The following is a 26,010-nucleotide window of genomic DNA, read 5'->3' as shown; positions in this document are numbered from 1 at the left end:
CAGTTCATTACCCTAATCACTATTGCCCAATGCAAATTATTTATTTAAGGATTTATTTAAGGATCCCCACATGGGTGAGCCAATACTTAGGATTAAATCCGCACCCCTTAGCCTTACCGGCTTCATGGCGGTCCTATTCATCATAGTCCTATTTTGGGTTTTATTTGATGTTATGACCTTTATGTTAATACCAAGAACCCTATTAAGCATGATGCTGAGCCAGATTACTTGGCTAATAATTATTTTCATACTTCAATTATTCTTCCTAATAATATTCGTGGGTAATCTACGTAGAACAATGAAGTTAATTAAATGGCGTAAATCCCTAATTACAGAACTCACGATATATGATGATTACGTATCATTCCTCACATATGATGGTGACGAGTATAAAATGAGTATTGAGGACTTTAATCCGTGCATTATTGAGTATATACCACCTACGCAATCATCACCTTCTCCACCACCGCCAATACCACCTCCACCCCTAACCTTCATGCCACCCATCTACGGCCCCGGCGGATTTGTGATTAGGATTAACTATGGCGTTAAGGAATACTTCTTATTCATAATGACGTACCAATACCCCGAAATAAGTGACGCTTTAAGGAGGATTAAAAAGCCACTAGATTGGTGCAGTGATTCCCTAAGGTCCCGTCACAGGGCATAGCGGATCATGGAACAAGCCCCCTCGTTATTTGTGAGAACTCGTTCTGATTAAACGTGAATGAGTAGTTAATTAGTGTCATATTTATGTTCATGAGTACATTACCAACCATACCCTGGCGCGCTGGGTATATGTACATCGTTATGTTCGTCGGCACGCCATTACTTAATAGGCATATCTCCGTCACATTAATCACCATAGGCACTCCCTGTAGCTCACCCTGGTTTGGCTTTAATGACATTGACGCCGTGAAACAGTACGTGGTCTTACCATTCCAGCTACCCTCCCTATGTACTTGCTTTCATTTAGGGTGAGTACTACGTACTTAGTGAGATTTATGTAAGGTACACAATGAGCCTCTGTTTGTTGACCCATGAAATTAAATGCTATTGCGTAGCAATACTCATTGCCATACCTCCAAAGCGCCAGGCCAAAGTTAATACCGACCCTATATAGTGCCTAATTGCTAATGTGCCGTTTATCACCATTGCATCATCTACCGGTGTTCTAGAAATCGTAATAATGCCCATCAACGGTCCTGACGGAAATGGAACATTAGGTACACCCTGAACTATATTATTTATCATAAATGTTGAACCAATCACGAAGTCGTAAGTCACCGTGACATTCCTCGAAAACAACCTCTTAGCATTTAGGAGAGCTGATTGGGGCCTCGTTCATTGATATGGCAAGGTACGCGACGGCACCGGCAACCACCACTACCACTAGTATTACCGCAATTAGTAATGAGGTCTTCATCAAAACAACCAAGCATGTCAAGTTATTATAAGGTTTTTGACTCAATACCTCCTCGCAACTCTTAACCAGTAACTCGCCTGCTTATCACCGCATGCCAGGTCTTTTAAGCCGCCAATGTCCTTACTCGCATCCTCATCCATAGGCACGCCCAATGCATCAGCATCGAGCAATTGCTGTATCCTCATTCCGCAATCATTATCGCCACTCCAGGGAACCTCAACGACACCGCCACTGTCAAGATGCTTCCTGGCCTCGTCCACTGTAGTTACCTTAGCCGTCATGGACCTCAGGAACTCCCATGCCATACTCCTCATGTTATCATTTATTGCATTAAGCAATTCCCTAACTGTATCGGCAATTCCCTCACGCGGCGCAACGTACTTCTCCATAGTATCCCTCCTGGCCAGGACAACCTGCCTATTCTCAACGTCCTTAGGGCCAACCTCTATCCTGAGCGGTGCACCCATCATCTCCCAATAATTATACTTCCAACCAGGCGTCCTATCGGTCCTATCATCAACCCTAACCCTAACACCAGCGTTTGTTAACTCCTCCGTTATTGACCTAACCTCCCTCATTATAGCCTCCTCCGTGCCCTTATACATTATTGGGACTATCACGACTTGTATCGGCGCCACGTTGGGCGGTAATGCCAGGCCCTTATCATCACCGTGCACTGCAATCATCGCCGCAATAACCCTTTCTGAGATTCCATAGCTCGTGGTATGCACGTACTCCCAATCACCGTTTGGCGTTAAGTACTTAACATCGAAGACCCTCGAGAAGTTAGTGCCCAGGTAATGAACGGTACCAATCTGCATTGTTTTTCCATCGGGCATTACCGTGTCAAAGGCTATCGTGTACACGGCACCCGCGAACTTATCCCACTCGGGCCTTTGACTGATTAGGTAGGGTACTCCCAAGTAATCAAATATCTTCTTGTAAATTTCCACAGCCTCCCTAACCTGCCTCTCCGCATCCTCCTATTTGCATGTGCCGTATGGGCCTCCTTAAACATTGATATCTCCCTAAGCCTAATCATGGGCTAGTGGCCTTAGTCTCAGCCCTAAACACACTAACTATTTGGTAAACCCTGAATGGCAGGTCTGTGTGGTCCTTAATCCATAATTTGAACATGGGCATCATTGCCGTTTCACTGGTAGGCCTTAGCACAAGCCTCTCCTCACCAGTACCACCCTTACTTACCCAGAAGACCTCGTTCTCAAACCCCCTAATGTGCTCGCTCTCCTTTGAGAAGAATTCGTAGGGTATGAAAACGGGGAACAGCACCTCCTGATGCCCCGTCTCATCATGGACAAATCTGACGTATGACTCAACGAGCCTCCTAATCTTCACACCATACGGTCTCCAGACATACGCGCCCTTCACTGGGTATCTATAGTCATAAACCTCCGTCTCCATTATAACCCAGTTAAACCAGTCAGTGAAGTTCCTCCACTTCTCCCTAGGTCTCTTCTCCCAGACTTGATGAGTTGTAGCTTGGCAATAAAGATCACCTCGACGATTGAGTAAGTGAGGTCTTAAAAGCATTGTGCCCCTGAAACTAGGCAGTAACTATTTAAGCAAGCGTAATTGTCCTCACTAATGAATTTTAGACTAAGGATTGAAGTACTGAGTAATTGCATTGGATGTGGGATATGCTGGACCGTGTGCCCAAAGGGTGTATTAACAGGCAGGTTAAGGGATAAGGCACGGGTACTGAATGATTCATTATGCTCAGGGTGTTTCTCCTGCCAAAGTAACTGCCCATACTCGGCAATCAGGGTTATACCCACGCAGTACTAAGTAATTATTGGTAATCCTGCCGACCTAACGAAGCTCATGTATTCACGGTTATTGATCAACCGTAAAAACGCCTCCGTTAAATCCCTACTCACAACCACGTAATCCCCTATGTAACCAATGGCATAATTAACGGCCTCAGCCAGGTAATCAATGCTTAATTTACCACTTGATATAAGCGCCACCAGATCAATGAGCGTCGGTATCAACGGCCCTAGCAAAATAACATTACTAACCCTGGTATAATTCTCTATGAAATACGCATAATCATCGATCACAACAACAGGTCGATCCGGCGGTACCAAGGAAATCGTATTCCTTCTAAAAAGCCTTAACCACTCGTCATAATCAACCCTACCACTAAGCCTAAACCTAATTACTAACCTAGCAATCTCAACGCCTAATTCCACAGATCTCCTAAGCCTATCAATACTATCATAGCAATCAAGGGTAGTTAAAGGCTCGATAACCATGATATCCCTAAGGAATGCCGGCACCCAACCCCAAAGCCTAGCGAATGAACTTCCAAGTCCCGTAAGGAGCCTAAAGGACTCGCCTGGATTCATAATAGCCAATCTGCAGAATTCCTTAGGCAATGGTAGTGCCAATGCCTTATATCGCTTAGCAGTCATCAATAGTATATTCCTTAGTATGGGCATTGATGCTTCAATCCTCGGTACGTAAAGCACCAAGTCCACAATGACCATATAATGATGCCCATATTAAAGATGGGCTTCATCAGTAAAACCCGAGTTCCTCATCACCATTAAACCTCAGAGGCCTGTCTTCCTCATCAATTAGTTTACTTAATATTAATGCCATTAATTAAGTTACTTCAATGGCTAATTACGAGGTATTCACTGGGATATGTGAACGCATTAACTGCCCGAGGGGCTACGTAGATCTCGTACTCGGGGAACTATCGAGACTAGGCGTGACTGAAGTCCTTAATGACGGAGCTGTCGAGTTCATGGGCTTTAGGCTACTGGGTAAGGGCCAGAATAGTCTTGTATTTAAATGCCGAATTAGCAATAATTATTATGCCTGCAAGGTTAGGCGCTTTGATTCACCCAGGCCAAACCTGCTAAATGAGGGCTATTACCTAAGGCTTGCGAATTCCGTAGGTGTTGGGCCAAGGCTATTCGAGTACACAGACAACGTACTAGTTATAGAGTTGATAAATGGCATACCCATACAGAAGTACATAACCACTGCGAGCCCGGCGGAAATAAGGGCCATCCTCACAGACCTCCTTTGGCAATGCCGTAGGTTAGATTCCATAGGCCTGGCGCATAATGAATTAAGTAAGCCGCAGGACCACATAATCATTAGCAGCAATAAGGCTTTTATAATCGATTTCGAAAGCGCCAGCCTAAACAGTAGGGTTAGTAATGTAGCCCAATTACTAAACGCCCTAATAATGGGCAGGGGATTCATCCAACACCGCGTTAAATTAGCCATAGGAACAAGCATAAACCTCGAAGAACTACGAAATACAATCAAGAGATACAAATCCACGAGAAACGATACAGACTTCATGCAGATACTCAAGATACTAAACCTCCTAAACAATCACAGGTAATTCACAGCCCAACAAATAAACCCAGGAACCAGACTACGAAAAATCTACATAAACGTAGGAACACCCGCGTTTATGCGGAATTGATTGTGATGGAGGAAGTGGTTGGTGGTGTGGTAGGGTCGTGGGAACAGGCATGTTCATGTGAAATAGAACGCAAACAACAGAACATTGACGAGCTTATAAGGCACACCGTGAGAACAAGCATGCACCATGCATGTTCGTGGGCATACCTGTTCCGATAGTCATAAGCGTTATGCGAAGAAAGACTTATAAGTAAGCTTAAATAGTAACGTCTCAGATATTCTCTAAAGAGAATAGAAGGGGAACTCCTGGTGGACATAGTCATGGTAGACCCTCACATCATGGATATTCTCTAAAGAGAATAGAAGGAAGCAGTAACAACACAACTACGGCCACAACCCTAACGTACACACCAGATATTCTCTAAAGAGAATAGAAGGCTTAAACAGTATGAGGTCTGGCTCAATATCAGTAATTGGCAGAACGATATTCTCTAAAGAGAATAGAAGGGTGATGAACATAATGAGTGGTTTCTTCACGATAAGCATTAAGTCTATGTGATATTCTCTAAAGAGAATAGAAGGATGACGTGTTCACATTCGCGTCAATTGCATACACGATTGAGTCTCCGATATTCTCTAAAGAGAATAGAAGGCAATAATTGCGTAGCCAAACCCCTCGGCAATGGGTAGTATCGTTGCCCGATATTCTCTAAAGAGAATAGAAGGATGATTAATATGTCGAGTGTTGTCATGGCGCCAAACAACAACGTGAGATATTCTCTAAAGAGAATAGAAGGGTATCATGTTCATTAGCTCTAGGCTATTGGCATATGCGTTTTCGGCCCGATATTCTCTAAAGAGAATAGAAGGGCGGAATCCCATAGTCATTACCACCTCTGCCCTGGGTCAATACGATATTCTCTAAAGAGAATAGAAGGCCTAATGAAGCCCAGCACCTGCTCCCTTAGTAACTTCCCGAATTCACCAAGATATTCTCTAAAGAGAATAGAAGGACGGCAGTAGCTTCGCATTTGTTGGTGACATCAAGGAGGGAGAAGATATTCTCTAAAGAGAATAGAAGGCGCCTGCTGTGGACGGCTACGTACAATTCAGCTTCGGCTTAATTCAGGATATTCTCTAAAGAGAATAGAAGGTTGCTGTGGCGATTAGGACATAGAACACCTGTAGTGTTGCGTGATATTCTCTAAAGAGAATAGAAGGTATAGGTTTGTCTCGGTTGGTGCCGTGAACGCTGGGAAGGCGTTCCAGATATTCTCTAAAGAGAATAGAAGGAGTTTTTTTTCACCGTGTCAACCCACTTAATGCCTTCATCAACGACCTCGGATATTCTCTAAAGAGAATAGAAGGTATGCGATATAAAGTTCTCTGATTGATAGGATAAGAGTAGGTAAGGATAAGAGCACTTAGTGATGTGTCAGCTTTGTGTCTTGAGCAATTCCTTTGCGAGGTTCCATAATTTATCATTTAGGTGATGTATTACCTTAATGACTTTGCCTTTGCTTGCGTTTCTTATTTCGTCGGCTGTCATGAGCGATATCCCAATGGCTATGTACCTGCCTTAAGATCCCTAATTAGTAATACATCACCGGCACCAAAGTTGCCGCTTATGTCCTTAATGCCTGGTCTCATTACGTCTGCTCCATTGACTATGTGCGGCACTGCGCCGTCGTCGACGGTAATCATTGGATAGTTGGGCATGTACGTTGGGTTTAGGTAGAAGTACATTAGTAGTGGTATTACGTATTCCCTCTGGTTTGAGTCAACTTTTACGGTTAATTTCGCCACCAGTGGTTTATCATCAATTACGTATACAGTTGTTGCTTCGTTGAGTTCATAAACCTCAACCTTCTTGGCGTTCCTGAATATTGGGCCTAGTTCACCAACTGCGTTGCTTAATTCCTTAATGTCCTTATTGCTAAGGAAGTATCTCTTAACCACAGGTAGTATCTACAGGGCTCATTAATAAGTATTTAGTACGTAACTCAATATTTAATAGTGGGTATTTAGCCTTTGTTATTGTGTCGACGGAAACTATAACAAGGGCTGAATTTGAAAAGGTAGTGCTTAAGGTTGGTAAGGTAATACATGCGGAGAGGGTTCAGGGTTCAAAGAAATTATTGAGACTTATTGTCGATGTTGGTGACGAGAGGAGACAAATAATTACAGGACTTGCAGAGTTTTACAGACCTGAGGATCTAATTAATAAGTACGTGGTCGTGGTCACGAATTTGGAGAGTAGGAAGATCTTTGGCTATGAGAGTCAGGGAATGATACTGGCTTCATGCGATGAGAAAAACCCTACGATAATAACGATTGATAAGCCACAGGATGAACAAGTGGGCAAGAGGGTTTGTTGAAAGGTGTATTGCTTTAAATTCCCCTTTTAAAATCGATGACGGTGGAAATAGAACAATACGTTCTAAATAATGGACTCAGACTATTACTGAGTAGGATTGAGGCTCCAACTGTGGGAATAGCCATTGGGGTGGGCATAGGATCAATTTACGAAGATAAAGATATGAGGGGTATAAGCCACTTCGCTGAGCATATTGTTTATAGGGCGTACCCAAACATTGACCTGGAGATAGAGGGCCTTGGAGGTGTGTCTGATGCGTATACAGAGCGAACACTCACCATGTACCTATTCGAGGTAATACCAAGTGAATTGAGGAATTTACTGAGACTTATTCATAAGATGCTCAGTAACAGGAGAGTGAGCGAGGAGGATTTTGAGAGGGAGAGGAAGGTCATACTTTCAGAGATAAAGATGAGGAATGATGACCCAGGTACGCTGATTTACGACCTAGGGCCCAGGGCATTGTTTGGAGATAGTGATTATGGAGCCCCGATTATTGGTACTGAGGAAAGTATTTCATCAATGACTGTAAGGGATATTGTGGATTTCCTTGAGTCGTACTATACGCCGGATAACATCGTGATAAGCATGGTGGGTCCTATAAACATGGCGATTAATGAAATAATGGAAATTTTCAATAAGTGGGATGGTAAGGCAAACCGCAAAAAGGAACCAACAATTGGTGAGGGAGGCCCATAATCATTAAGAAGCCCGTTGAGTCTGCTTATTTATCGTATTCCTGGCAGTACAACGTAAACAATGAGGACCCATTCCTACTCTCGATAAAGTCATCACTTCTGGAATTCCACCTGGTGAGCGGGCTTAGTTCATACCTAATGTCGAGGTTCAGGAATAAGGGGCTAACATATACAATAGATATGGATAGAGATTACCTACCAGGTACTTATTACTACCAGTTAGTCATATCGGCAGTTGATGAGGGGGGAATTGAACCTGTAAAGGAAGAGTTGATTAATGCATTATTAAGTATTGATAATTTATTCAGAGATGAGTACTATTTAAGTAAGCGAATGAATTATCTTAAATACTTATTAAGTGATTATTTGCGTAGGCCTGTTCAGATTGCCGAGTCCATGAGCTATATGGAGTTGAAACTTGGAAATCACGATGTTACTAAATTCAATGAGGGACTTAAAGAGCATTTTAGAGATTCCCCGAAGAATCTAATAACTACTGGCGTATGGTCTGAAATAATACCCTCATAATATTTACGTATTTCAGTATACGTAAACATTACGTATACGCATTACAGATAATCATATTATTAGAGTATTACTGTATCCCCAATCTATCCTTAATCTCCTTAAGTAGCAGGGTCATTGCGTCGCCGGCTTTGCATTGTATGATAACATCGGCGATGTAATCAAGCTCCGTGGGTTCCATATTAATGATAATTACTTTACCACCCATCTCCTTAACAAATATTGGTACGTAGGCAGCGGGATAAACAGATAGTGAGGAACCAATGACTAGGACTGCATCACTCATTAAGGCTAGTTCTCTGGCCCTGTCAAAATCCTTAACAGGTTCGCCAAATAACACCGTGTCTGGCTTGAGAATACCGCCGCACTCATCGCAGAGTGGCGGTATTTGCCCACTATCTATCTTCTTGATAACGACATCCATCGGGTACGTACGGCCACAGGCAAGGCACACCGCCCTCCTCATTGTGCCATGGAGTTCAATCACGTTACTGGACCCAGCTGCCTGGTGCAATCCATCAACATTCTGCGTAATGACCGCCTTGATAATACCCATCTTCTCGAGCTCGGCCACGGCATAGTGTGCCCTGTTCGGCTTAGCCGCGAATAACGTACTCATCCTCATCCTATAAAATAACCAGAATTCCTTTGGATGCTGTAGGAAGTAATCAATGCTTGCCAGTTCAGGGCTATATTGTTTCCATAACCCCTGTGGACCCCTGAAGTCAGGTATACCTGATTCTGTGGATATGCCGGCGCCCGTGAAGGCTATTGCGTGGTGTGCATTGATCAAGATATCGGCGGCCTTCTTAATATCCTCAGTATTGCATTGTTTTTCGCTCATAATAAACAGTGGACATAACTACTTAATAAGTTATTAAGTATTAATCCTAGCGAAGCAATGGGATTTATTAAGGGTGTGACAAAATTACTTAGGTTGTGATGAACTGACGACGGACTGAAGTCACTGATGAGCGCGTTGGTGACTGATCTCTTCGTAAATAGCCCTAACGTCATTAATAGACCTGATTTCAACCGCGTTTATTCCGTAATGAACCTGAGGGATTCATACGCTGACTTATTATGGGCAATTACACGGAACGCCGAGGAGAAGGTGTACTTTTCCCAATCCCTTATTGCTAGGCTTAATAGGCTTATGTCGTCGCCAGATCTGAGGGGTTCCGTGGAGTACACACTGACTATGTATGGTATCTTAAGCCTTTGCGAAATAACCTTGGCAATAACCGCCGCGATCCAGTCATGGGCATGCACGAAATCCGCATCCCTGGGTATTACGTAGGGTGACCTAGACAGTATCTCAACCAGTAGGTAGTGCATGTACGTAACCACGTCACTAAACCACCTATCGCTCACTGCGTATACATGCGCATTGCCATCCATGTAATTACCATCAAAATTAGCTGGGTGTATTAGGTATATATCGTATTTACTGGATAGGCTCATAATTAGGTCCCTGACTTGGAAGGCCAGTGAACCAATGACCCTGTGCGGTGGGTACTCGGTCGATATATGTAAAACCTTAACCACAGGCTCAACAGTAAATGCTGCTTAATTTAATTATTGCAGTTGATGTTAGGTGTACGGAATCATTAATTGTATTAACGTAACCAAGCACCTTAAGCCTGTCGACAATGCTCCGAACCTCATCAACCCTTAGTCCAACAATCCTGGCCAAATCCTCAAGTCTTATTGCCCTCTCCTTATCAATGGCGGCCAATGAATGTAATGTCTGCATTATCGTCCTTATCTTCGACTCATAACCAACCTCCACAAAAGTTATTGATCAATTTCCATATTAATAAATTTCTCTATTCTTGGTCCGTGGATTAGGAACTGAAACAACAAGAAGCACTTATATAATTACCTAATCCGTAGTGAAGATGGTGTCCATAGAATTAATAACGAATAAGGCGCTATACGAACCAGGTGAGGACATAGCAATCAATGTAGTGGTGAAGGGATTAACCAGTGGGGAGGATGTTGAACTAACGGTGATTAAGGATTCCCAGGAAATAACTAAGCGGGTATTGCATGTAATACCTCCCGAGTCAGAGGTTGTGGATTACATAAGGATAACCAATGTTGGTATTTACGAAATTAACGCCAAGTGCTGCGGGTCGGAGGCCAGGGTACCGCTAATGGTCATTAATAAACCGGAGGCTCCATTAAGATTTATCATGGTATTCCACAATCATCAACCAATCCATAAATACCCAAGCGGCATTTATCACGGACCCTGGGCGTTCCAACACACCTGGTCCCCAGAGTTCTACCCAATTTATGATGTGGGTCCCTACCTACTGCATGCCAGGTTAGTGAATAAGTACAGGGTCTCTATAACTTATAACCTAAGCCCAAGCCTGCTGTGGCAATGGAATGACTTACTAAGTAATGGTGCGTTTATTGAGGATAATGACTTAGCCGAGTATATCGGTCCTTGGGACCCACGGACAGCCCTAATTAGGGAGGCGATTGGCACGTATTCGAAATTAGCAAGTGATGGTGTCATAGAGGTACTAACGAGCTTCATAGCGCACCCCATAGCTGGTTACCTGGTTGAGCGGTTTGGTATTGACGACTTACTACGGTGGGAGTTAAGCAGGGGTAAGGAGGTCACTAAGAAGGTGCTGGGCGTGGATGCGGTGGGTATGTGGCTGCCGGAGCTCTACTTCTCTGAGAAGTTAAAGGGCATACTATGTGATGAGGGTATTAGGTTTACAGTACTCGATAGTGTGTATCACATGAGTGAGGTCATTAAGGACAGGAGTTCCATATACAAGGTTTATAGGCACGACTGCCTAATAATACTGTTCAGGGATACAGCACTCAGTGACTTACTGAGTTTTCAACTGAACAAGGCCAGTAATGCCCAGGAAGCCGATGTCAATGCAAGGAGACTAATCATTGAACTAATGATGAGATCTAACTATGTTGGGGATGGGGTGGTGACGGTAGCATTAGATGGTGAGAACTGGATGATATTACCAACACCAAATCCATACGCTGCACTTCTGCTTGAGAAAATAATGATGTATTTATCACAGGCTAGGTCTGATGGTTACATAACACCCATTAGGCCATCAACCATTAAGGAGTTTCATGATGAGATCAAAGAAATACCAACAACATCATGGCTAGGCTCACCGGCCAAGTGGGTTAGCGAGAGGGCTGATGTTCAGTCAAGGCTTTGGTCTATGGCTCAGGTGGCGATAGACAGGTGGAGAATCTACGAGGAAGTCTTCGGCGAAGATGAGGAGTTGAGGATGTCCCTGGCGATGGTGCTTGATAGTGATTATTATTGGGCAGAGTTCGTAAACGTCAATCACGTTGGTGAGTGGACATACCACGTGGTAAGTAGGGTTGAGAATGCGCTTAATTCATTGAGGATGGGATTTGGTTTAAGGGATGGTCAAATGGAGGTCATCATAAGTAATAACTGGATTAAAGACGCAAGCCTAATACTAGGCGTTGAGACACCTGAAACATACATGGAATACGGCATTAAGGTCCAGGCGGGTTCCTCCGAGTACATTAGGATTAATGGTTTCAACAACATGGTCATATCATTACTGACGCCAAAAACAAGGTATCGGATTAGGAAGGCCATTAAGATAGTGCGTGGGGCTACGTGATCCTGGTAATGCTTGAGCCATCGATTAAGTACACAATATCCCCGCTGGATATGCGGGTCGTTAGGTATTCATACACATAGTCCAGGCTCATGTTCTCATACCCAATGCGTAGAGCTACACCCCTCATGGTTTCTCCCTCCCTTATGATGTAGCCGAAGCCCCAAGACCAAGCCCAGGAGGTGGCCATGTTAAGTATTGTGTGTGAATTCAATTCACCATTCATTAGAAGTCTCATTACCTTCATTTCATCCCAAAGATCGGGTTCTATTAACGCGACATTATCAGTGCCAATTAATGGTTTCAACCCCCTCCTCAACATTGCACCTACCCTCGCCAACCTACCAACAAACTCAATATTAGACCTTGGGCACGTGACCACGGGTAGTGTGGGTATTTTTGCCAAGTCCTCCTCACTTAACTGCGTTAAATGTACGAATACGGTGTTACCAGTCACTAGGGTGGTTAATGCCCTACCTAGGTCGTTATCAAGGTACGTATCCTCGGTCTCAGACACATGCGTACTAATTGGTAGTCCACGTGAACCACTCAACCTAGAGACAAGCCTTAACTCAGCCATTGTGTAGTTAAGTGGCGATATAAGTGATACACCAAGCCCATTATCAACGAAGTACCTAACATCATCCTCAAATCCCTCATCCACATCCTCCTCCTCGCCAGGTTTAACATAAACTCTAAATGCACTAGGTTCAGCCAGCGGTATTATGCATAAACCTACCCTTCTAGCTTCGTTAATTACTACGTCCGTAAATAACCTGCCATACTCAATGATGGCCAATAAACAACCAATGCCGTAATTTCTAATTCTACGGAAAACCATGGCCAATCCATTTCTTAACGATTCAGGGTTAACTCTACGTAGGTAATAGTACTTTAGGCCGTACGGTGCACCAACCACATCATCAATGTAGTACTTATTGAATATGTCCATTAGGAAGTAATCAAGTACATGTACGTGCGCATTGGTTAACTGCGGTATTAGTAATGTATTTCCCAAGTCACTACGTTATTACTGCCTGGGATCCTCCCAATACCGGTTATCTCATCATCGGAGATATCAATAACGGTATCCCTAATGGGCCGCAACTCCTGATCAACTAACGCGATTGCTGACTTAATACTTAACCTACGCATTCGAGGAAAATGAAGTTTAAGTAATTAAATTAATGCTTTATTTGATGAGAATAGCGATTATAGGATTAAACCCGGGGACGGCCATTTACGCACAGTACCTGGCTAAGGATGGTCACGAGGTTACAGTACTCACGGAGAGCCAGAGTGATGTAATAGTGACGGACCTAATACCGCATGCATCGCTTAATATCATAAACAGGGAGTCCATTAAGTTATTCACTAGGGAGTACCTCGAGGACATACTTGGGATTAGTATATTGGGTGTGAGGTTGAGCTCGGTAATGATTAATGAAGGCAAGGTATTAGTGGTGGATTCAGTGAATGAACATGGCATTATGGGTAGGTATGATAGGATCGTGGTGGGCTCCGAGATGTTACCAAGAGACTCAGGTGATTGCATAAGTATTTATAGGGCCACCCTATTCCCGGGTCATTATGTGATTAATGGGAATGATGCAGGTAAGAATACCGAGTCGCTACTGCTTATAACAGATCTTGGTGGGTCCGCTATTACGGGTTCGTCAATGGCAATCGACGATGACGTCCTCAAATCCCTACCAATAAATGGTAGTGCGGAGACTGGAGGGTGCCTATCCACTGACTATGAGGTGATTAAGCCAATGGTGGGTACTCTCGGTGAAGGCAATTTAACCATCGGTAGGGGTTTCAAATTAAGGGATTCGTTAAGTGGCATTGAATATGTGGTTAATAGGGACTATCAATTAATAATGATGGGAAAGTTACTGGCGCTAAGGGACTTGGGCATTATTGATTCGCTGCCATTAATGCCGCGTCTTGAGGTAGGCTTCTCCCGTAACTGGGCATTCCTATCAATAGGGCTTACACGGAATGAATTAAAGGCGATATTTAGGGACTTATCATCATCTAAGGTGGCCTATCACTCGAGCGATGCCGATATGACTGCTAAGATTATTTACAGAAGAAATAGATTATTAAGTCTTCAGGTGTTGACCAGAGGTATTAAGCTGCTCAATTGGGTTTCCTACATTTACTCATTAATAATGCTTAATAATACGGCTTATCTACTGCTTGATGCGGGTTATGAGATGGTTTTCAATGCATTACGCGGATTACTTGAGCAGTTAGTGTTGAATTTATACAATATATAGGTGATCACAATTAATAAGTTAATTAATAAGCTTTATTAATGACCCAGCCACATAATAAATAGTGCCTGGCATCTTAGCTAACGTTGATTATGAGGAGCCGCTCACCAGGTACAGGATAAGGGAGGTTCTCATTGAGGCACGTAAGCGGTCAATAAGTTATGTAGATAAGATGAAACACGAAGTATTGGCTGACTCATTCTACGTACACTATAGACAACCAATACTCAGAATACCCACTGGCAATGAGGATTTGGAGACGTCGTTATGGAGATTCGTGGTATTCACGTACATCAGGAGCGAGGCCTACGGTGACGTATCCAGGATAACCAGGTTGAACGGTAGGTTGTCCAGGGTAATGGCGATTAAACTGCTCAAGGTGTATAATAGTATACTGAGCAAGATGGATAGGAATGACTCCTTTAGGCAGATGGTTGAGTCCGCCATGGACCAGAAGAACGCATCATCCAGGGAGAGTAGGATGAACCTAGAGCGGGAGGTTAGGTCATTAATAAACTTCTACGTTGGCAGTATGAAGAAGGTGAGCGAGACGGTTAACAAGGTTAAGATGCTCTTTGGGGATTCCGTGGGCCATGAAATAGCGGATATATTACTAAGCACGGACATTGACCCATACAGGCTAAGGTTAATCTCAATGCTAAACTCACTGATTAGGTTGATCGTGGACACCAGATACACGGTGGACGTTATCGAGGACGTGGATGCCGAGCAGGTTGGTACAATTGGCGGGGTTAAACGCATGACAAGGGCGTCAGAGCTCAGGGACATGATACCAAGCGAGAGGATGCTAATGAAATTCGCCAAGCCAGTATTCGCGTATAAATTGGCCATGGGCAATGTACTGGTTAGGGAGAGGAGGGCCGTCAAGAAGCCAAAGATCTACATGCTAATTGACAAGAGCGGCTCGATGTTCTACACGGTTAATATAAACATATTCGAGGTGGGGGCCATTAGTAAGATCACGTGGGCCACGGCCCTGGCCGTAATACTCTCCATGAAGGGTGGGAACTTAGCCGTGAGGTTCTTCGACCAGCAGGTATACCCAATGCTAACGAATAAGAATGATGTCATAAAGATGCTCCTCTCATTAATACCACTGGGCGGTACGGACATAACAAATGCCGTTAGGGCCGCGGTACAGGATGCCCTGGAGAAACCATCACTGAGGGATTATAAACTGGTAATAATAACCGACGGTGAGGACGACAATGTGGATCCAACGGTATTTAACAAGGCTAAGTCCGTATTTAGGTCCGTCAAGGCACTACTTGTCGGTGGTGAAAATGGTATTATTGAGGAGAATGTAGATACGATAAAGATTCAGGAACTAACCAGCGAGAGCTTGTCCCGCACAATTAAGAAGATTTAGCCTCAAAGCAATTAATCGGTGAATCACAGACAATTACCTGAGCCTCGGTAACGTCATTAATACCCAATTTCCTCAAGATCTCCGTCACCCTATCCATGAAGTACCAAGCAACGCACTCACCAGTGGCTCCCTCAGGTATGCAGGGTACCTCGACAAACTCGCTGGGCATTAATCCCTGGGTATTTTCCATGCTTGACTTTATGTACTTACCATCGAAGGTATTAACGATACCCTGGACCTCACGCCTAATCCCATCAATATCAGTCACGAGCATCCTCCTACCCCTAACACAGAGCCTTATCGTGATGTCATAATTATGCCCATGAACACCACCATAAACATCACTAAACCTAACCCTATGGCTCCAGAGAACATGAACTTCATGGATAGGCAGGTAGACTCAACCACGAATACCTACAATAATACGCATAAAAATGCATTTCCCATAGATTAATGGGGATGGTTGGCAAGGTCATCATTGCAGGAGGAGGACCTGGTGACGAGGGGCTACTGACGCTGAGATGTATCGAGGCCCTGAGGAATGCTGATGTGGTGATTTACGACAGGTTAATACCCAGGTCAGCCCTGAATTATGTGCGTCAGGGGGCACAATTAATCTATGTAGGTAAGGAGCCGGGTAGGCACACGATGGAGGAGGACGAGATAATAAGAGTTATGATGAGCGAGGCAGGCAGTGGCAAGATCGTAGTTAGACTACATGGCGGTGATGCATTCCTATTTGGCAGGGGCTTTGAGGAGTGCATTGCCGTGCTAAATGCTGGGATACCCTGTGAGGTCATTCCAGGGGTGACCTCAGCCATAGCCGCGCCGGAGGCCTACTTAATACCGCCGGTTTTGCGCGGCGTCTCTAGCTCGGTGGCCATAGTGACAGGCATGGAGGATCCGAGGAAGGGCAGGGCATTCGTGAACTTCAGGGAATTGGCTAAGGCCGTTAATACAATCATAATACTAATGGGCGCATCGAGGATAGGCGAGATAGCTAAGGAATTGATTGAGGGTGGCCTCGACCCAGGGACATACGTGGCAATAATAACGAGGGCATACATGGGGAATAGCAGGGTCACAATAACAACGGTGGGTAAGTTAGCCACTGGGGAGGTAAGTGTGGAGCATCCCTCCGTGATAGTGGTTGGGGATGTCGTACGTGAGGGATTAAAGGCTATGAAAATTGCGGGGATAAACTTCGAAATGGATGCTTAATAAAAGGTACTATGAATAAACCACAGGTGATGAGGCACGAGCGTGGCGGATACGTGACGAGCTTGCGCCCATGCTGACCCAGGTTATGCATTAAAGCCCTGGCTAGGGAAGTTAATTCAAGTCATGAAGAGGATCCTAGTATTAACGGAGGTAGAACTCCCAAGCGACTTTCCGAGGCAGATTGAGCATTACCTAGGTAATTTAGCCAGGGTTGAGATGAGGATGACGGACTTCGAGGGGCTGAAGTCCCAGTTCAGGGATGTCAGGAGGGGTCAAATAAGGGCTGATGCGCTCCTTGATTACCTGGAGCCAGGGTGAGGGGTTACGAGAGGTTCGACAAGATAGTGCTCGTGATAAACGATGATGGTTATGTGGAGGGGTTAAACTTCGTATTCGGAGTTGCAAAGATAGGTGGGGCGCTGGCCTGGTATTCACGAAGAGACTACGCGGGGAGCAATCACTTTACCACCTAAGGATACTCAAGGAGGTACTCCACGAATTAGGGCACTCCTTCGGGCTAGACCACTGCGCAGACCCCAGGTGCGTCATGTACTTCAGCAATACGATAGAGGACACAGACAGAAAGGGCCCAGGATACTGCCAAAGATGCATGGCAAGGTTACGCTCATTACTGCGATGATTAATAATCACCACAAAATGCGTGTAGTGAAGGGAATTAATACCCATACCAGGATTTCCAGGGCACCTAAGGCATGCAATGCGCCACATGCAATGAACCTAAAGAATAGATAATCCCAAGTACTCATTTACTACACGATCAACATCACTCATGTCTTGTAAATCCACACTCATGGCCCTTGATGGGACGGGGATGGCTAAGTAATCATTTTCGAGCAACCTCGTCCATGTCTGCGAAATCTTCCTCCCGAACACAGCCAATAACTCCCTAAATATCGATGAGTTATACCAAGCGGCGATTAATGGATTATTCGTCCTAACTATGTAGAAATCCTTCGAAGCGCACAACGGCTTGTCACTATAATTAGCGATGACTTCATGCCTCCTTAAGTCCACCTTATCGTGAATAAATACGTAACCATACGGTCTCTTAACCCGCAGCTGCCTCCACACGTGCTGGTACCATTTATCCCCAAACTTCAGGCTGGGATGCCCATACTCACGCCCCACTCAATGTACTTCCTAAGGTCACCCTCCGGCTCCTCACTTATTGAGAGGACGTAGTATCTCGGGTCACTTACGTATATCCCATCGCCGTAGTACTCAGGCTTCCTCAGGCACTTGACCAGGTACTTCCTGGGTATTACAAGTCTCATGCCATTACCCTTATTACCTATGGTAATTGATGCCTCGTCCTCCCTCACAATGAACCAGTGAGCATTGGGTATGAAGAAGAAGTCAGGACCATACATCTCAACACCCCTAACAATCTCATCCCTACTCAGGTAACGTAGTAAACCATTATCCAGAGTCTCCTCAACCACCGAAATGAGCTTACTCGCCCTCTCATAATCAAATAGACTAAGCCAATTCCTATCCGCGAAGGCAGGTAATCTCCGTAGGTTTATTGCCCCAACCCTCCTTAAATCCCACTCATAGTAGTAAATTCCCGTCTCCGTATCTAAACCACCAACAAAACCTGCCGAACCACCCCTCTTCCTGACGAAGATTATCAACTCCTTAAAGCCACTACCATCGCTAAACGACGGACGGACCCTATTCTCAACAAGCCCTATCACGTCATACCTCAACTTCAACAACCTCTTCACCCCCTCACCTTGCTCCGTGTAAAACGTGGACGCCGGCATCACGAGAATTGCGTAACCACCATCCCTAAGTATGTGGTCTATCAGGAAAAACGAGAGAACATGAAGACCAGGATCCCTCCTTACTATAAACCTCCCATAACCCATCGATTCCACCAACCTTAACAACTCACCCCTATTACGAACCAGGTGCCACCTAACGAAGGGTGGGTTCGTAATAATGAGGTCAGCCCTATAACTCCATGCAACCCTAAAGCATCGCCGCACATCACCTCAACATCACTATATAATGAGGATAGAATTCTACGGGCTAACTCGCAAGGTCCCTCATTAATCTCTATAGCTATCACCCTCCTAGGCCTAACAAGGTCATTTATAGCCGATAATGTAACCCCCGAACCCGCAAACGGATCCATAACCACCACGTCCCTCCTATACTCCTCACTCAACCCCTTAAGGAAACTCCTAATTACGGCTAAGCCATCACGACTAGTGTAATACGAAGAAGTACCCTTCCTATCCACGGCACTCTGAATCTCATACTGCTCATCAACTAAGTACAAGGTCCCCTCACCCAACCCTCACTTCACTAGGAAAGACCCTCGAATTTAATAGCTTCTCTAAAATTCAACCAACATTATGCTATGCCGCGTTGAAAGACCCATCTATTTTTACGACTAGCAACATCCTCATCAAAGCACTAGATTAAGTGCATCACCGCCGGCACGAATAGTTTAGTAAAAATAATGGTAAATGAGGTAAACACCATAGGCATTAAGGTCCTAAACTGGTTATTACTATTAAGTATTAGTAATAATGAAAGAAATAACGTAACGATTACCAACGTAAGGACATTAAAACAAAGTATGGAAGAGGTGGTAATTAATGTCGAACTTGAACTCGAGCTTCCTGAAGATAGGCAATAAACTGATCATTGGACTCCGCATAAAGAAGGAAGTAAATGCTTGGGACCTGGTTCAGATGCTCGATGGGCTGAGGATCACGGTTATAAGGGATGAGGTGGGGCTCATAATACTGCACACGCCGGCTCACATCCCGCTATTCACAGCTATACATAGGGATAGGATAAGGCACTTACTCAATAAGTGGGTTGATTACGTGGAACCATTACCATCAGGAATAACGCTTAGCGTAATCGATAATGTATCAATGAGTTTCTCGGAAGTTAAGGTAAAGGCAATACCAGAGGTCCAGGTCTCCACACCCACTATAATAACAATGTGCAAGCTAAGCAATAACCAGTGAGGTACTCATTATTCCTAAGAGGAAGCACTCACGGAAAAACTGACATACTCACATGCAGCAATAAGGCATTTCTACAACGACTCAGGAATAACATGGACCTAACCCTTAAACCATCGCCAAGGCCGGGTCACATGTTCATGAGCAATTACTACCCAATAGACATAGACTTAACGAGACACTTAATAATACTTGACGCCACGGGCTCTGGGAAGACCACGCTCGTGAGGCTGCTAATAAACGATGTACTCCAAAGAAATACGTTTAACAGAATCGTAATCTTCGATCCAACGGGTGAGTACTCGTTATACCTGGCGGGTCGCGGCTACGTGGCTATACCCGGGGTGGACATTGCCGTAAACCCATTAACGTTACCCAGGCATAGAGCCAGCGAATTGCTCTCAATGGCGATTCAAGCTGCAGCTCTCATGTATGGCGAGAGTGATAATGGCGGTTTCTCATTCATTCAGCTTGAGGTCCTTGAGAAAGCTCTTGATAGATTAGGCGATAGGGATACTTTGAGGGATCTGTACGTGGCGTTAAATGGTCTTGAGCAGGAGTTAAGGAGGAATGATTACTTAAACGCTATTTCTGCGGTGAAGGCGTAGGTTGAGGAAGATTATGATAACAGCGCTCATGAGGAATGCACTAAGTAATAGTGCTGTTCGGTCTAGGTTATTGGTCATAAACATGGCACCGTTATACTACGTATCCCAACTCGCCGCTGTGATATTCACACTAACGTTTCTTGAGGTGCTTAGCAGTTTGTTGAGCAACTCCCTCATTATTGTTGATGAGCTCATAGAATTCTCAATAGGTATGTGGTTGGTGAGTCGATTATTGAGAGGTTGATTAGGGAGGGTAGGCATGACGGTGCTACGCTTATCCTCGTGACTCAGGACCCACTCGATGTTAAGAGGAATGTGCTTGACATTGTTGGTCACTACGCTGTCTTTAAGCTTAATGGTAGGTCGGCTATTGAGACTGCGGATTTGCTTGGTGTTAATGAGGAGGGTATCATTAGGTTGAGACCACTTGAGTTTTATTGTCATGGTGATGGCATTACCGTTAAGGCATACATAATGGGTAATCAGGGAGGTAACTACCCAATCACTTCGGACATTATTTATAGGAAAATGCTCGAGAGAATTGATGATCAGGACTACGTTGGTGCCATGATTAGGAGGTTTGGGCGTTCGCTGAATCCTGTACTTGTTCCTCAAGTAATTGAGTTGGGTAGGAAGTTGGGTTATGATGTTAGGTCCATTATTCAATTGGCTGCGAGGAAGGATCCTGAGTATTACAGGTTGCTTTCGAGGGTGGTTATTGGTGAGGATTAGGTTAATTATCGCTATCGTTATTGCAATCGCTACCTACGTCATTGACCATAGGGCTTACTTAATCGTTATCAATACTCTAATACTCCTCATTTTGATTAAGGACTTAATCGGCCTTAGGGTATGGGTTAGGTTGTTCATTAATAATGGAGACCCTGTGGAGTCTGTGAGGGTTGGGTTGGAAGGTATTGAAGTAAATGGTAGGGAAATTGTGGGTCTTAGGGTATTAAGTACACCGTATACATTTGATTCCTCGTTTGAGGAGGCCTTGACCAGGGCGCGTGCATTGATTAAACTGTTCTCTAGGTATAGGGTTATTGTCTTGATGTCGGCGGATGAATACATGGTTGGCGTTGATAGGGGTTCTTACCATGAGTTCACATCCGAGCTTGAGAGACTTGGTATTAGGGCTACTAGGATTAGTGGCTTTGAACTAGCTAATGCTCTTAGGATGCGTATTAGACGAAGGTCATTAAGCAGGCTGTGGTTATTGAGTGGGCAGTATAGGGCCTTGGTTCTACGCCAAGGATTACCTAGGCCGATTAAATTATTTCAACTCTTTGTTTCTAGGGAGTTAATAATGGAAAAACGATGAATAATTTTGAGAGGAAATGCCAATAAGTAGTATTCAACTCACGTTCTCACCTTTATCTTCACTGCTAACCTTAATATCGGTGTAGTATGACCGATCTGACATGAAGACCTCGACCTTCTTGGCATTTAAGCTCTTGGCTATGTACTCGAAGGCAGCCATTGGGTTTGTGTGGCTACCGCAGGTGTATACGTCTACCGTGGCATACTCATGCTCGGGCCAGGTGTGGATTGATATGTGGCTCTCGGCAACTATGGCAACTACGGATATCCCACCATTAACCCCAAACTTGTAATAAAACGTTGAAACAACCAACGCGCCAGCAACATCTGCCGCCTCCTTAACGACCTTTAATAGATATACCTCATCCTTAAGTAATTCCTTACTGCAACCATATAAATTTCCATATACGTGTACCCCATACACTAATGCATTTTTCTCCCTGCCCCCCAGTTCTATTAGGGTTTGGGTCGTCATTTTCCCCAATATTGGACGTTTTTTTGAGTAATGCGTACCCAACCCATATATAAACATATCCCCTTGAAAACTAGCGGTAATACCTTAAATAAATAATAACATGCATGGTGCAGAATCGGCGGGGATAAGTGTTAAATACTTTTAGGTGCATTCTTTTGTTGGAATGGAGAAGCTTAATTATTTTAAGAGTGCGTATGTGGAGATTGGAAATTTTATTTTGAATGCCCTCAATGTTATTGATGTTAATGATATCGAGCTATTCATAGATTCTTTAATAAATGTTTATAAGAGTGAAAGGAAGGTCCTTGTTGTTGGCGCGGGTAGGTCGGGGCTTGTGGGTAGGGCATTCGCAATGAGACTTATGCACCTTGGTTTTAGGTCCTACGTACTTGGCGAAACCATAACGCCCAGTGTTGGTGCGGGTGACTTGGTTGTGGCTATTTCGGGTAGTGGTACGACGACTATGGTAGTGGCCGCTGCGGAGGCCGCTAAGAAGATGAAGGCTATGGTAGTGGCAATAACGAGTTATAAGGATTCGCCACTGGCCAGCTATGCCGACTTAATTGTTCAAGTCCCAGGTAGGACTAAGGTGGCTAAGATGGATGATTACTTCGCGAGACAGATACTCGGTCTTCATGAGCCATTAGCACCCCTGGGGACTCTGTTCGAGGATACGGCAATGGTCCTCCTAGACGCGGTAATTGCGGAGTTAATGCATAGGCTTAATAAGACTGAGGATGAGATAAAGACGAGACATGCAAATATAGAAGTGCCCTAGGTCTTATTCCTCGCTTTCCATCGCCCTGATACCAACGTTTATGAGACGCTTAAATACCCTATCAATAAGCCTAACGTAAACGCCCTTCTGCCCCACAAAGGCCCCAAAGGCGTTCTTCCTAACTGTGATCATAAGTTCAGGGCCTGCAAAATCCACATCAACGATGTGCTTACCAATCCAACCCACTGGGTGAAGCGCCCTAATCCACTCCTTGAAGTTTAGGTTCATCTCCACGGTCCTAACCCTCAGGTTGCTCTCACCCTCAATAGCCTTAATCCTCTCGCCACCCTTACCAACCACCCTGCCGAGGTGACCCTCCTTAGCTATTATTAATGCGTCAGGCACGCCCTCGCTCTTAATGCCTAGGTTCTCCTTCTCCTGCTTAAACTCAATCACCGTAACCACATCAGCGTCCGGTGCGTGAACCCTTATCAAGTCAAGTATCTGCCTCTCCATATTGCTTAGTTCCCTCCTTCTCATCCTTAACTCGAAGGATACCTTAACACCCCTCTTGGCGCCTGGCCTAACAATGTCCTTAAGGCCCAGGTCCACAACCACCGCATTCTCCTCATTAAGAAGTACCTCCCTGAGCAGTGTTGCGCCATCCTTCTCAACACCGAGCGGTCTCTGAAGCACTGGGTCACCTGCAATTATCAATCGCGAATTCCTGCCAATCCTCATGAGTATCTCGGCTGCGTTCTCTGGTTGTGTGTTTTGGGCATCATCCAGGAATATCAATGAGTCATCAAAAGTCCTACCCCTTAGGTAGGATACGTCGGTAACCATTACCTTACCCTCCTGGAGAAGCTTAGTTATCTCCTCCCTATCCATTAACCCCTCAAGGATATCCTCAAGATATGCGGAGGCAACTTTATAGTACAGGTCGCCAAGTTCCTCAGGCGTTAGTGACTTACCCGTGCTCACGTCAACCACGGGCCTGGCAATTATGAATCGCTTATAGGTCCCAGCCAGTACTGAGGATATACCGTATACAGCCGATATTAAACTCTTGCCAGTACCCGTTGGCCCAAAGACACCCACTATCTCATTCCTTGAGTCCTTGAGCGCGTTTAGGAGTCTTTCCTGCCCAATGCTCATGGGCTTAATCTTGTCCAGTAATGACGACATCGGTTCATGATTAATTAATGGGTTTTTAAATCCTTACTCATGACTAACCAAACGCTGTTCTCACGGGTGTAATCCTCTCGTGACAAACCTCCCTCGCCAATTTAATCGGGTCGTCAAAGTACCTAATCCTGACCACTTTCCTATCATCAACATATTCAGGAAATGCCTTAGGCAAAGCATCACTGCTTAGGTTGGTACCAACTAATACATACGCGGGCTTACCCATCGCGTAAGCCAGTAATACCTCAATCATAGTCCCAGCGCCGCCGCCCAATGCCACGAGGGCGTCACTCGACCTAACCATTATGACAGACCTACACCTAAACTCACACCCACTATCAATCCTAATAACACCACTTGGTGGCTCAACGCTTCTCTCGATCGGTAAAATCATGACAATCCTAAAGCCAAGCTTCAGTGCCTCATCAACTATTGTCTTCATGAATCCCCAATAACCACCGAGTAATAGCGTGGTCGTTGGGCATTGAGCATGGAGTTCCTTGAGGAATTCCCTGGCCATGGCCTCGGTCTTAGGATCCACGGGGCTTGAATGGGCCGCTATGGCAATCTGCATCGCTGTTACGCTGAACTAGGCGCTTATAATGCTTAATCCTCATCGATTATTTAATGACTCCCTGAGCATTGGTATTACGTAATTATCAACTATGTAGTTAATCACTTCCCTACAACCATTACAGTTAATGGTTGACACCCTAAACGTGGGTATTGACTTATCAATAACCGCCACACCACTTAATGCCGTATTTACTTCATCCTCCGTGGCAATATCAACCTTATTCACAAGCAAGAGCAGCGGTATACCGCCAAAGCTGTTTCGCACCTCCCTCAACAAGTTTAACTGCCCTGTTAATGAGTAACCACTGTGGCTTGTTGGGTCTAGTATGAATATTATGACCCTCGCCAAGTACTTCAGCGCCAGTACTGCCTGGAGCTCGATCTTATTGCGATCACTTAACGGCCTATCAAGGAGACCTGGCGTATCTATTACTTGGACCTTCACGTCATTGAGAACGGTGAAATGACCAACATGGAGCTCCTTAGTTGTGAATGGATACTCAGCCACCTTAGGCCTACCGCTACTCACGCACCTAACGAAGCTACTCTTCCCAACATTGGGCATTCCAGAGACCACGATCGTGAACAGGCTTGGGTCTATGTTCGGTAACTTATCGAGTTTAGCCGCGGCAGCCTTTAGGAAGTCAAGCTCCGGCTTTAAGTCCGTGAGTAGGTCCTTAATCCTGGCCAGGAAGTTCCTCCTAGCCCTAATTATGTCATTGCCTGTCGTGGCGGACCTAATGGCGATCACGGCATCCTTATAGATTGATGATAGGGCCTTCGTGGCATGACCGACCTTTGCCAGGGAGTGCTTGTACGTGGCTCTATCAATCATTAACTCAATCAATTCCCTATAGAATGGATGCAGGGAATCGAGAAAGGGCATCCCGAGGGCTACATCGCGAAAGGCATCGCTCAGGTACTTCCTAACCTCCCTAACCCTCTTCAACTCAAGTCTCCTTAGCCTATCAATGCCAGGTTCAATGCCTGGGTTCCTGGCCTGAAGGCTAAAGTAAACACCAACCACGGCATTCCACAACTCCTCACTGGTCGGTACATGGGGCGCCCTAATCACGTTAACGACCAACATCAATAAAAGTATCCCCTTAATAAACGTTAGTGAGATAATATATAGAA

General features: G+C 44.8%; 37 protein-coding genes, 2 pseudogenes and 1 CRISPR repeat array. Of the genes and pseudogenes, 20 read left to right on the top strand and 19 right to left on the bottom strand.

The window, feature by feature from the left end:
• Nucleotides 1-70 precede the first annotated feature (70 nt).
• A complete protein-coding gene (locus tag JCM16159_RS07975; RefSeq protein WP_054857485.1) occupies nt 71-670 on the top strand; it encodes a hypothetical protein in 600 nt (199 codons plus the stop codon).
• 4 nt (nt 671-674) lie between these two features.
• Here JCM16159_RS07975 and JCM16159_RS07970 read toward each other — a convergent pair whose 3' ends face one another.
• The 3 genes and pseudogenes from JCM16159_RS07970 to proS all read right to left on the bottom strand — a co-directional run.
• Nucleotides 675-872, bottom strand: a complete 198-nt coding sequence (locus JCM16159_RS07970) for a hypothetical protein (protein WP_054857484.1) — start codon at nt 870-872, stop codon at nt 675-677.
• A gap of 181 nt (nt 873-1,053) precedes the next feature.
• On the bottom strand, nt 1,054-1,308 hold the full coding sequence (locus JCM16159_RS07965) for a hypothetical protein (protein WP_243666362.1): 255 nt from the start codon (nt 1,306-1,308) through the stop codon (nt 1,054-1,056).
• Nucleotides 1,309-1,467: 159 nt separating this feature from the next.
• Nucleotides 1,468-2,911: pseudogene (gene proS / locus JCM16159_RS07960) on the bottom strand (proline--tRNA ligase); the annotation flags it as partial.
• Between the two features lie 120 nt (nt 2,912-3,031).
• Here proS and JCM16159_RS07955 point away from each other — a divergent pair.
• Complete coding sequence (locus JCM16159_RS07955) at nt 3,032-3,232, top strand: ATP-binding protein (protein WP_054857482.1); 201 nt, start codon at nt 3,032-3,034, stop codon at nt 3,230-3,232.
• Here the strand turns inward: JCM16159_RS07955 and JCM16159_RS07950 are convergent.
• Complete coding sequence (locus JCM16159_RS07950) at nt 3,229-3,936, bottom strand: hypothetical protein (protein WP_243666361.1); 708 nt, start codon at nt 3,934-3,936, stop codon at nt 3,229-3,231. The two genes, JCM16159_RS07955 and JCM16159_RS07950, sit on opposite strands and share 4 nt — an antisense overlap.
• Before the next feature lie 131 nt (nt 3,937-4,067).
• Here JCM16159_RS07950 and JCM16159_RS07945 point away from each other — a divergent pair, with 131 nt between their 5' ends.
• Nucleotides 4,068-4,811 carry an RIO1 family regulatory kinase/ATPase gene (locus tag JCM16159_RS07945; protein ID WP_054857481.1) on the top strand — a complete coding sequence of 248 codons (744 nt, stop codon included), beginning with the start codon at nt 4,068-4,070 and terminating at the stop codon, nt 4,809-4,811.
• A gap of 297 nt (nt 4,812-5,108) precedes the next feature.
• Nucleotides 5,109-6,202: direct repeats of the CRISPR family, unit length 25 nt; unit sequence GATATTCTCTAAAGAGAATAGAAGG.
• A gap of 67 nt (nt 6,203-6,269) precedes the next feature.
• On the opposite strand, the gene JCM16159_RS19085 is transcribed toward JCM16159_RS07945, so the two are convergent.
• A complete protein-coding gene (locus JCM16159_RS19085; protein ID WP_367834403.1) occupies nt 6,270-6,383 on the bottom strand; it encodes a hypothetical protein in 114 nt (37 codons plus the stop codon).
• Nucleotides 6,381-6,793, bottom strand: a pseudogene (locus tag JCM16159_RS07940) (DUF1947 domain-containing protein); the annotation flags it as partial. The pseudogene JCM16159_RS07940 and the gene JCM16159_RS19085, both read right to left, overlap by 3 nt.
• An 80-nt stretch (nt 6,794-6,873) precedes the next feature.
• Between JCM16159_RS07940 and metG the strand changes: the two are divergent.
• The 3 genes from metG (at nt 6,874) to JCM16159_RS16215 (ending at nt 8,437) form a co-directional block, all read left to right on the top strand.
• Complete coding sequence (gene metG, locus JCM16159_RS07935; RefSeq protein ID WP_054857480.1) at nt 6,874-7,212, top strand: methionine--tRNA ligase subunit beta; 339 nt, start codon at nt 6,874-6,876, stop codon at nt 7,210-7,212.
• Between the two features lie 35 nt (nt 7,213-7,247).
• On the top strand, nt 7,248-7,910 hold the full coding sequence (locus JCM16159_RS16220; protein WP_243666360.1) for a pitrilysin family protein: 663 nt from the start codon (nt 7,248-7,250) through the stop codon (nt 7,908-7,910).
• A 137-nt stretch (nt 7,911-8,047) separates the two neighbouring features.
• Nucleotides 8,048-8,437, top strand: a complete 390-nt coding sequence (locus JCM16159_RS16215; RefSeq protein ID WP_243666359.1) for a hypothetical protein — start codon at nt 8,048-8,050, stop codon at nt 8,435-8,437.
• Between the two features lie 67 nt (nt 8,438-8,504).
• Here the strand turns inward: JCM16159_RS16215 and cobB are convergent, their stop codons facing one another.
• The 3 genes from cobB to JCM16159_RS07915 form a co-directional block, all read right to left on the bottom strand.
• Nucleotides 8,505-9,278, bottom strand: a complete 774-nt coding sequence (gene cobB / locus JCM16159_RS07925; RefSeq protein WP_054857479.1) for an NAD-dependent protein deacetylase — start codon at nt 9,276-9,278, stop codon at nt 8,505-8,507.
• Between the two features lie 197 nt (nt 9,279-9,475).
• On the bottom strand, nt 9,476-9,982 hold the full coding sequence (locus JCM16159_RS07920) for a glycosyltransferase (protein ID WP_243666358.1): 507 nt from the start codon (nt 9,980-9,982) through the stop codon (nt 9,476-9,478).
• A 4-nt stretch (nt 9,983-9,986) separates the two neighbouring features.
• Nucleotides 9,987-10,226 carry a hypothetical protein gene (locus tag JCM16159_RS07915; RefSeq protein WP_054857478.1) on the bottom strand — a complete coding sequence of 80 codons (240 nt, stop codon included), beginning with the start codon at nt 10,224-10,226 and terminating at the stop codon, nt 9,987-9,989.
• Between the two features lie 109 nt (nt 10,227-10,335).
• On the opposite strand from JCM16159_RS07915, the gene JCM16159_RS07910 reads away from it, so the two are divergent.
• On the top strand, nt 10,336-12,087 hold the full coding sequence (locus tag JCM16159_RS07910) for a glycoside hydrolase (RefSeq protein WP_243666357.1): 1,752 nt from the start codon (nt 10,336-10,338) through the stop codon (nt 12,085-12,087).
• Here the strand turns inward: JCM16159_RS07910 and JCM16159_RS07905 are convergent.
• Both JCM16159_RS07905 and JCM16159_RS16210 read right to left on the bottom strand, forming a co-directional pair.
• Complete coding sequence (locus JCM16159_RS07905) at nt 12,080-13,102, bottom strand: amidohydrolase family protein (RefSeq protein ID WP_243666356.1); 1,023 nt, start codon at nt 13,100-13,102, stop codon at nt 12,080-12,082. The two genes, JCM16159_RS07910 and JCM16159_RS07905, sit on opposite strands and share 8 nt — an antisense overlap.
• A complete protein-coding gene (locus JCM16159_RS16210) occupies nt 13,084-13,239 on the bottom strand; it encodes a hypothetical protein (protein ID WP_243666355.1) in 156 nt (51 codons plus the stop codon). The genes JCM16159_RS07905 and JCM16159_RS16210 overlap by 19 nt, the downstream gene beginning before the upstream one ends.
• Before the next feature lie 44 nt (nt 13,240-13,283).
• Between JCM16159_RS16210 and JCM16159_RS07900 the strand changes: the two genes are divergently transcribed.
• Nucleotides 13,284-14,369, top strand: coding sequence for a hypothetical protein (locus tag JCM16159_RS07900; RefSeq protein ID WP_054857476.1), 1,086 nt, complete (start codon nt 13,284-13,286; stop codon nt 14,367-14,369).
• Between the two features lie 61 nt (nt 14,370-14,430).
• On the top strand, nt 14,431-15,756 hold the full coding sequence (locus tag JCM16159_RS07895) for a hypothetical protein (RefSeq protein WP_054857475.1): 1,326 nt from the start codon (nt 14,431-14,433) through the stop codon (nt 15,754-15,756).
• On the opposite strand, the gene JCM16159_RS07890 is transcribed toward JCM16159_RS07895, so the two are convergent.
• Nucleotides 15,743-16,144 (bottom strand): 6-carboxytetrahydropterin synthase, encoded by a 402-nt coding sequence (locus JCM16159_RS07890; RefSeq protein ID WP_243666412.1) that lies wholly within the window; start codon nt 16,142-16,144, stop codon nt 15,743-15,745. The two genes, JCM16159_RS07895 and JCM16159_RS07890, sit on opposite strands and share 14 nt — an antisense overlap.
• A 71-nt stretch (nt 16,145-16,215) precedes the next feature.
• Here JCM16159_RS07890 and cobA point away from each other — a divergent pair, with 71 nt between their 5' ends.
• The 4 genes from cobA (at nt 16,216) to JCM16159_RS16195 (ending at nt 17,617) form a co-directional block, all read left to right on the top strand.
• The gene (gene cobA / locus JCM16159_RS07885; protein WP_054857474.1) at nt 16,216-16,977 is read left to right on the top strand and encodes a uroporphyrinogen-III C-methyltransferase; all 762 of its coding nucleotides are present in this window, start codon (nt 16,216-16,218) and stop codon (nt 16,975-16,977) included.
• Between the two features lie 123 nt (nt 16,978-17,100).
• Entirely contained in the window at nt 17,101-17,295 is a 195-nt protein-coding gene (locus JCM16159_RS16205; RefSeq protein WP_243666354.1) for a hypothetical protein, read from the top strand.
• On the top strand, nt 17,292-17,450 hold the full coding sequence (locus JCM16159_RS16200) for a hypothetical protein (protein WP_243666353.1): 159 nt from the start codon (nt 17,292-17,294) through the stop codon (nt 17,448-17,450). Before JCM16159_RS16205 ends, JCM16159_RS16200 begins: the two co-directional genes overlap by 4 nt.
• The gene (locus JCM16159_RS16195) at nt 17,402-17,617 is read left to right on the top strand and encodes a matrixin family metalloprotease (protein WP_367834402.1); all 216 of its coding nucleotides are present in this window, start codon (nt 17,402-17,404) and stop codon (nt 17,615-17,617) included. The genes JCM16159_RS16200 and JCM16159_RS16195 overlap by 49 nt, the downstream gene beginning before the upstream one ends.
• A 98-nt stretch (nt 17,618-17,715) precedes the next feature.
• On the opposite strand, the gene JCM16159_RS16190 is transcribed toward JCM16159_RS16195, so the two are convergent.
• From JCM16159_RS16190 to JCM16159_RS16180, 3 genes are read right to left on the bottom strand one after another with little or no spacing between them, the layout of a single operon-like run.
• Nucleotides 17,716-18,069 (bottom strand): hypothetical protein, encoded by a 354-nt coding sequence (locus tag JCM16159_RS16190; protein WP_243666352.1) that lies wholly within the window; start codon nt 18,067-18,069, stop codon nt 17,716-17,718.
• 26 nt (nt 18,070-18,095) lie between these two features.
• A complete protein-coding gene (locus JCM16159_RS16185; protein WP_243666351.1) occupies nt 18,096-18,878 on the bottom strand; it encodes a hypothetical protein in 783 nt (260 codons plus the stop codon).
• A 5-nt stretch (nt 18,879-18,883) separates the two neighbouring features.
• A complete protein-coding gene (locus tag JCM16159_RS16180) occupies nt 18,884-19,285 on the bottom strand; it encodes a DNA methyltransferase (protein ID WP_243666350.1) in 402 nt (133 codons plus the stop codon).
• Nucleotides 19,286-19,468: 183 nt separating this feature from the next.
• Between JCM16159_RS16180 and JCM16159_RS16175 the strand changes: the two genes are divergently transcribed.
• The 6 genes from JCM16159_RS16175 to JCM16159_RS07865 are packed head-to-tail and all read left to right on the top strand — an operon-like array spanning nt 19,469 to nt 21,917.
• A complete protein-coding gene (locus tag JCM16159_RS16175; protein WP_243666349.1) occupies nt 19,469-19,648 on the top strand; it encodes a hypothetical protein in 180 nt (59 codons plus the stop codon).
• The gene (locus JCM16159_RS16170; protein ID WP_243666348.1) at nt 19,608-19,988 is read left to right on the top strand and encodes a hypothetical protein; all 381 of its coding nucleotides are present in this window, start codon (nt 19,608-19,610) and stop codon (nt 19,986-19,988) included. The genes JCM16159_RS16175 and JCM16159_RS16170 overlap by 41 nt, the downstream gene beginning before the upstream one ends.
• Entirely contained in the window at nt 19,985-20,593 is a 609-nt protein-coding gene (locus tag JCM16159_RS16165) for a DUF87 domain-containing protein (RefSeq protein ID WP_243666347.1), read from the top strand. The genes JCM16159_RS16170 and JCM16159_RS16165 overlap by 4 nt, the downstream gene beginning before the upstream one ends.
• Before the next feature lies 1 nt (nt 20,594).
• Nucleotides 20,595-20,837: a hypothetical protein gene (locus tag JCM16159_RS16160; RefSeq protein ID WP_243666346.1), complete on the top strand. Its 243-nt coding sequence runs from the start codon at nt 20,595-20,597 to the stop codon at nt 20,835-20,837.
• A complete protein-coding gene (locus JCM16159_RS16155; RefSeq protein WP_243666345.1) occupies nt 20,807-21,325 on the top strand; it encodes an ATP-binding protein in 519 nt (172 codons plus the stop codon). Before JCM16159_RS16160 ends, JCM16159_RS16155 begins: the two co-directional genes overlap by 31 nt.
• Nucleotides 21,315-21,917 carry a hypothetical protein gene (locus JCM16159_RS07865; protein ID WP_054857473.1) on the top strand — a complete coding sequence of 201 codons (603 nt, stop codon included), beginning with the start codon at nt 21,315-21,317 and terminating at the stop codon, nt 21,915-21,917. The genes JCM16159_RS16155 and JCM16159_RS07865 overlap by 11 nt, the downstream gene beginning before the upstream one ends.
• A gap of 33 nt (nt 21,918-21,950) precedes the next feature.
• Here JCM16159_RS07865 and speD read toward each other — a convergent pair whose 3' ends face one another.
• Nucleotides 21,951-22,391 carry an adenosylmethionine decarboxylase gene (gene speD, locus JCM16159_RS07860; RefSeq protein WP_054857520.1) on the bottom strand — a complete coding sequence of 147 codons (441 nt, stop codon included), beginning with the start codon at nt 22,389-22,391 and terminating at the stop codon, nt 21,951-21,953.
• Between the two features lie 163 nt (nt 22,392-22,554).
• On the opposite strand from speD, the gene hxlB reads away from it, so the two are divergent.
• Nucleotides 22,555-23,169, top strand: coding sequence for a 6-phospho-3-hexuloisomerase (gene hxlB / locus JCM16159_RS07855; RefSeq protein WP_054857472.1), 615 nt, complete (start codon nt 22,555-22,557; stop codon nt 23,167-23,169).
• Between the two features lie 3 nt (nt 23,170-23,172).
• On the opposite strand, the gene JCM16159_RS07850 is transcribed toward hxlB, so the two are convergent.
• The 3 genes from JCM16159_RS07850 to JCM16159_RS07840 are packed head-to-tail and all read right to left on the bottom strand — an operon-like array spanning nt 23,173 to nt 25,963.
• Nucleotides 23,173-24,297 (bottom strand): PhoH family protein, encoded by a 1,125-nt coding sequence (locus JCM16159_RS07850; RefSeq protein WP_054857471.1) that lies wholly within the window; start codon nt 24,295-24,297, stop codon nt 23,173-23,175.
• Nucleotides 24,298-24,340: 43 nt separating this feature from the next.
• Nucleotides 24,341-24,871, bottom strand: coding sequence for an LOG family protein (locus JCM16159_RS07845; protein ID WP_054857470.1), 531 nt, complete (start codon nt 24,869-24,871; stop codon nt 24,341-24,343).
• Nucleotides 24,872-24,910: 39 nt separating this feature from the next.
• Entirely contained in the window at nt 24,911-25,963 is a 1,053-nt protein-coding gene (locus JCM16159_RS07840; protein ID WP_054857469.1) for a GTPase, read from the bottom strand.
• Nucleotides 25,964-26,010 lie beyond the last annotated feature (47 nt).

The sequence above is a fragment of the Vulcanisaeta sp. JCM 16159 genome, assembly GCF_001316265.1.
Classification (GTDB): domain Archaea; phylum Thermoproteota; class Thermoprotei; order Thermoproteales; family Thermocladiaceae; genus Vulcanisaeta.
This window is presented reverse-complemented; position numbering and strand designations above follow the sequence as displayed.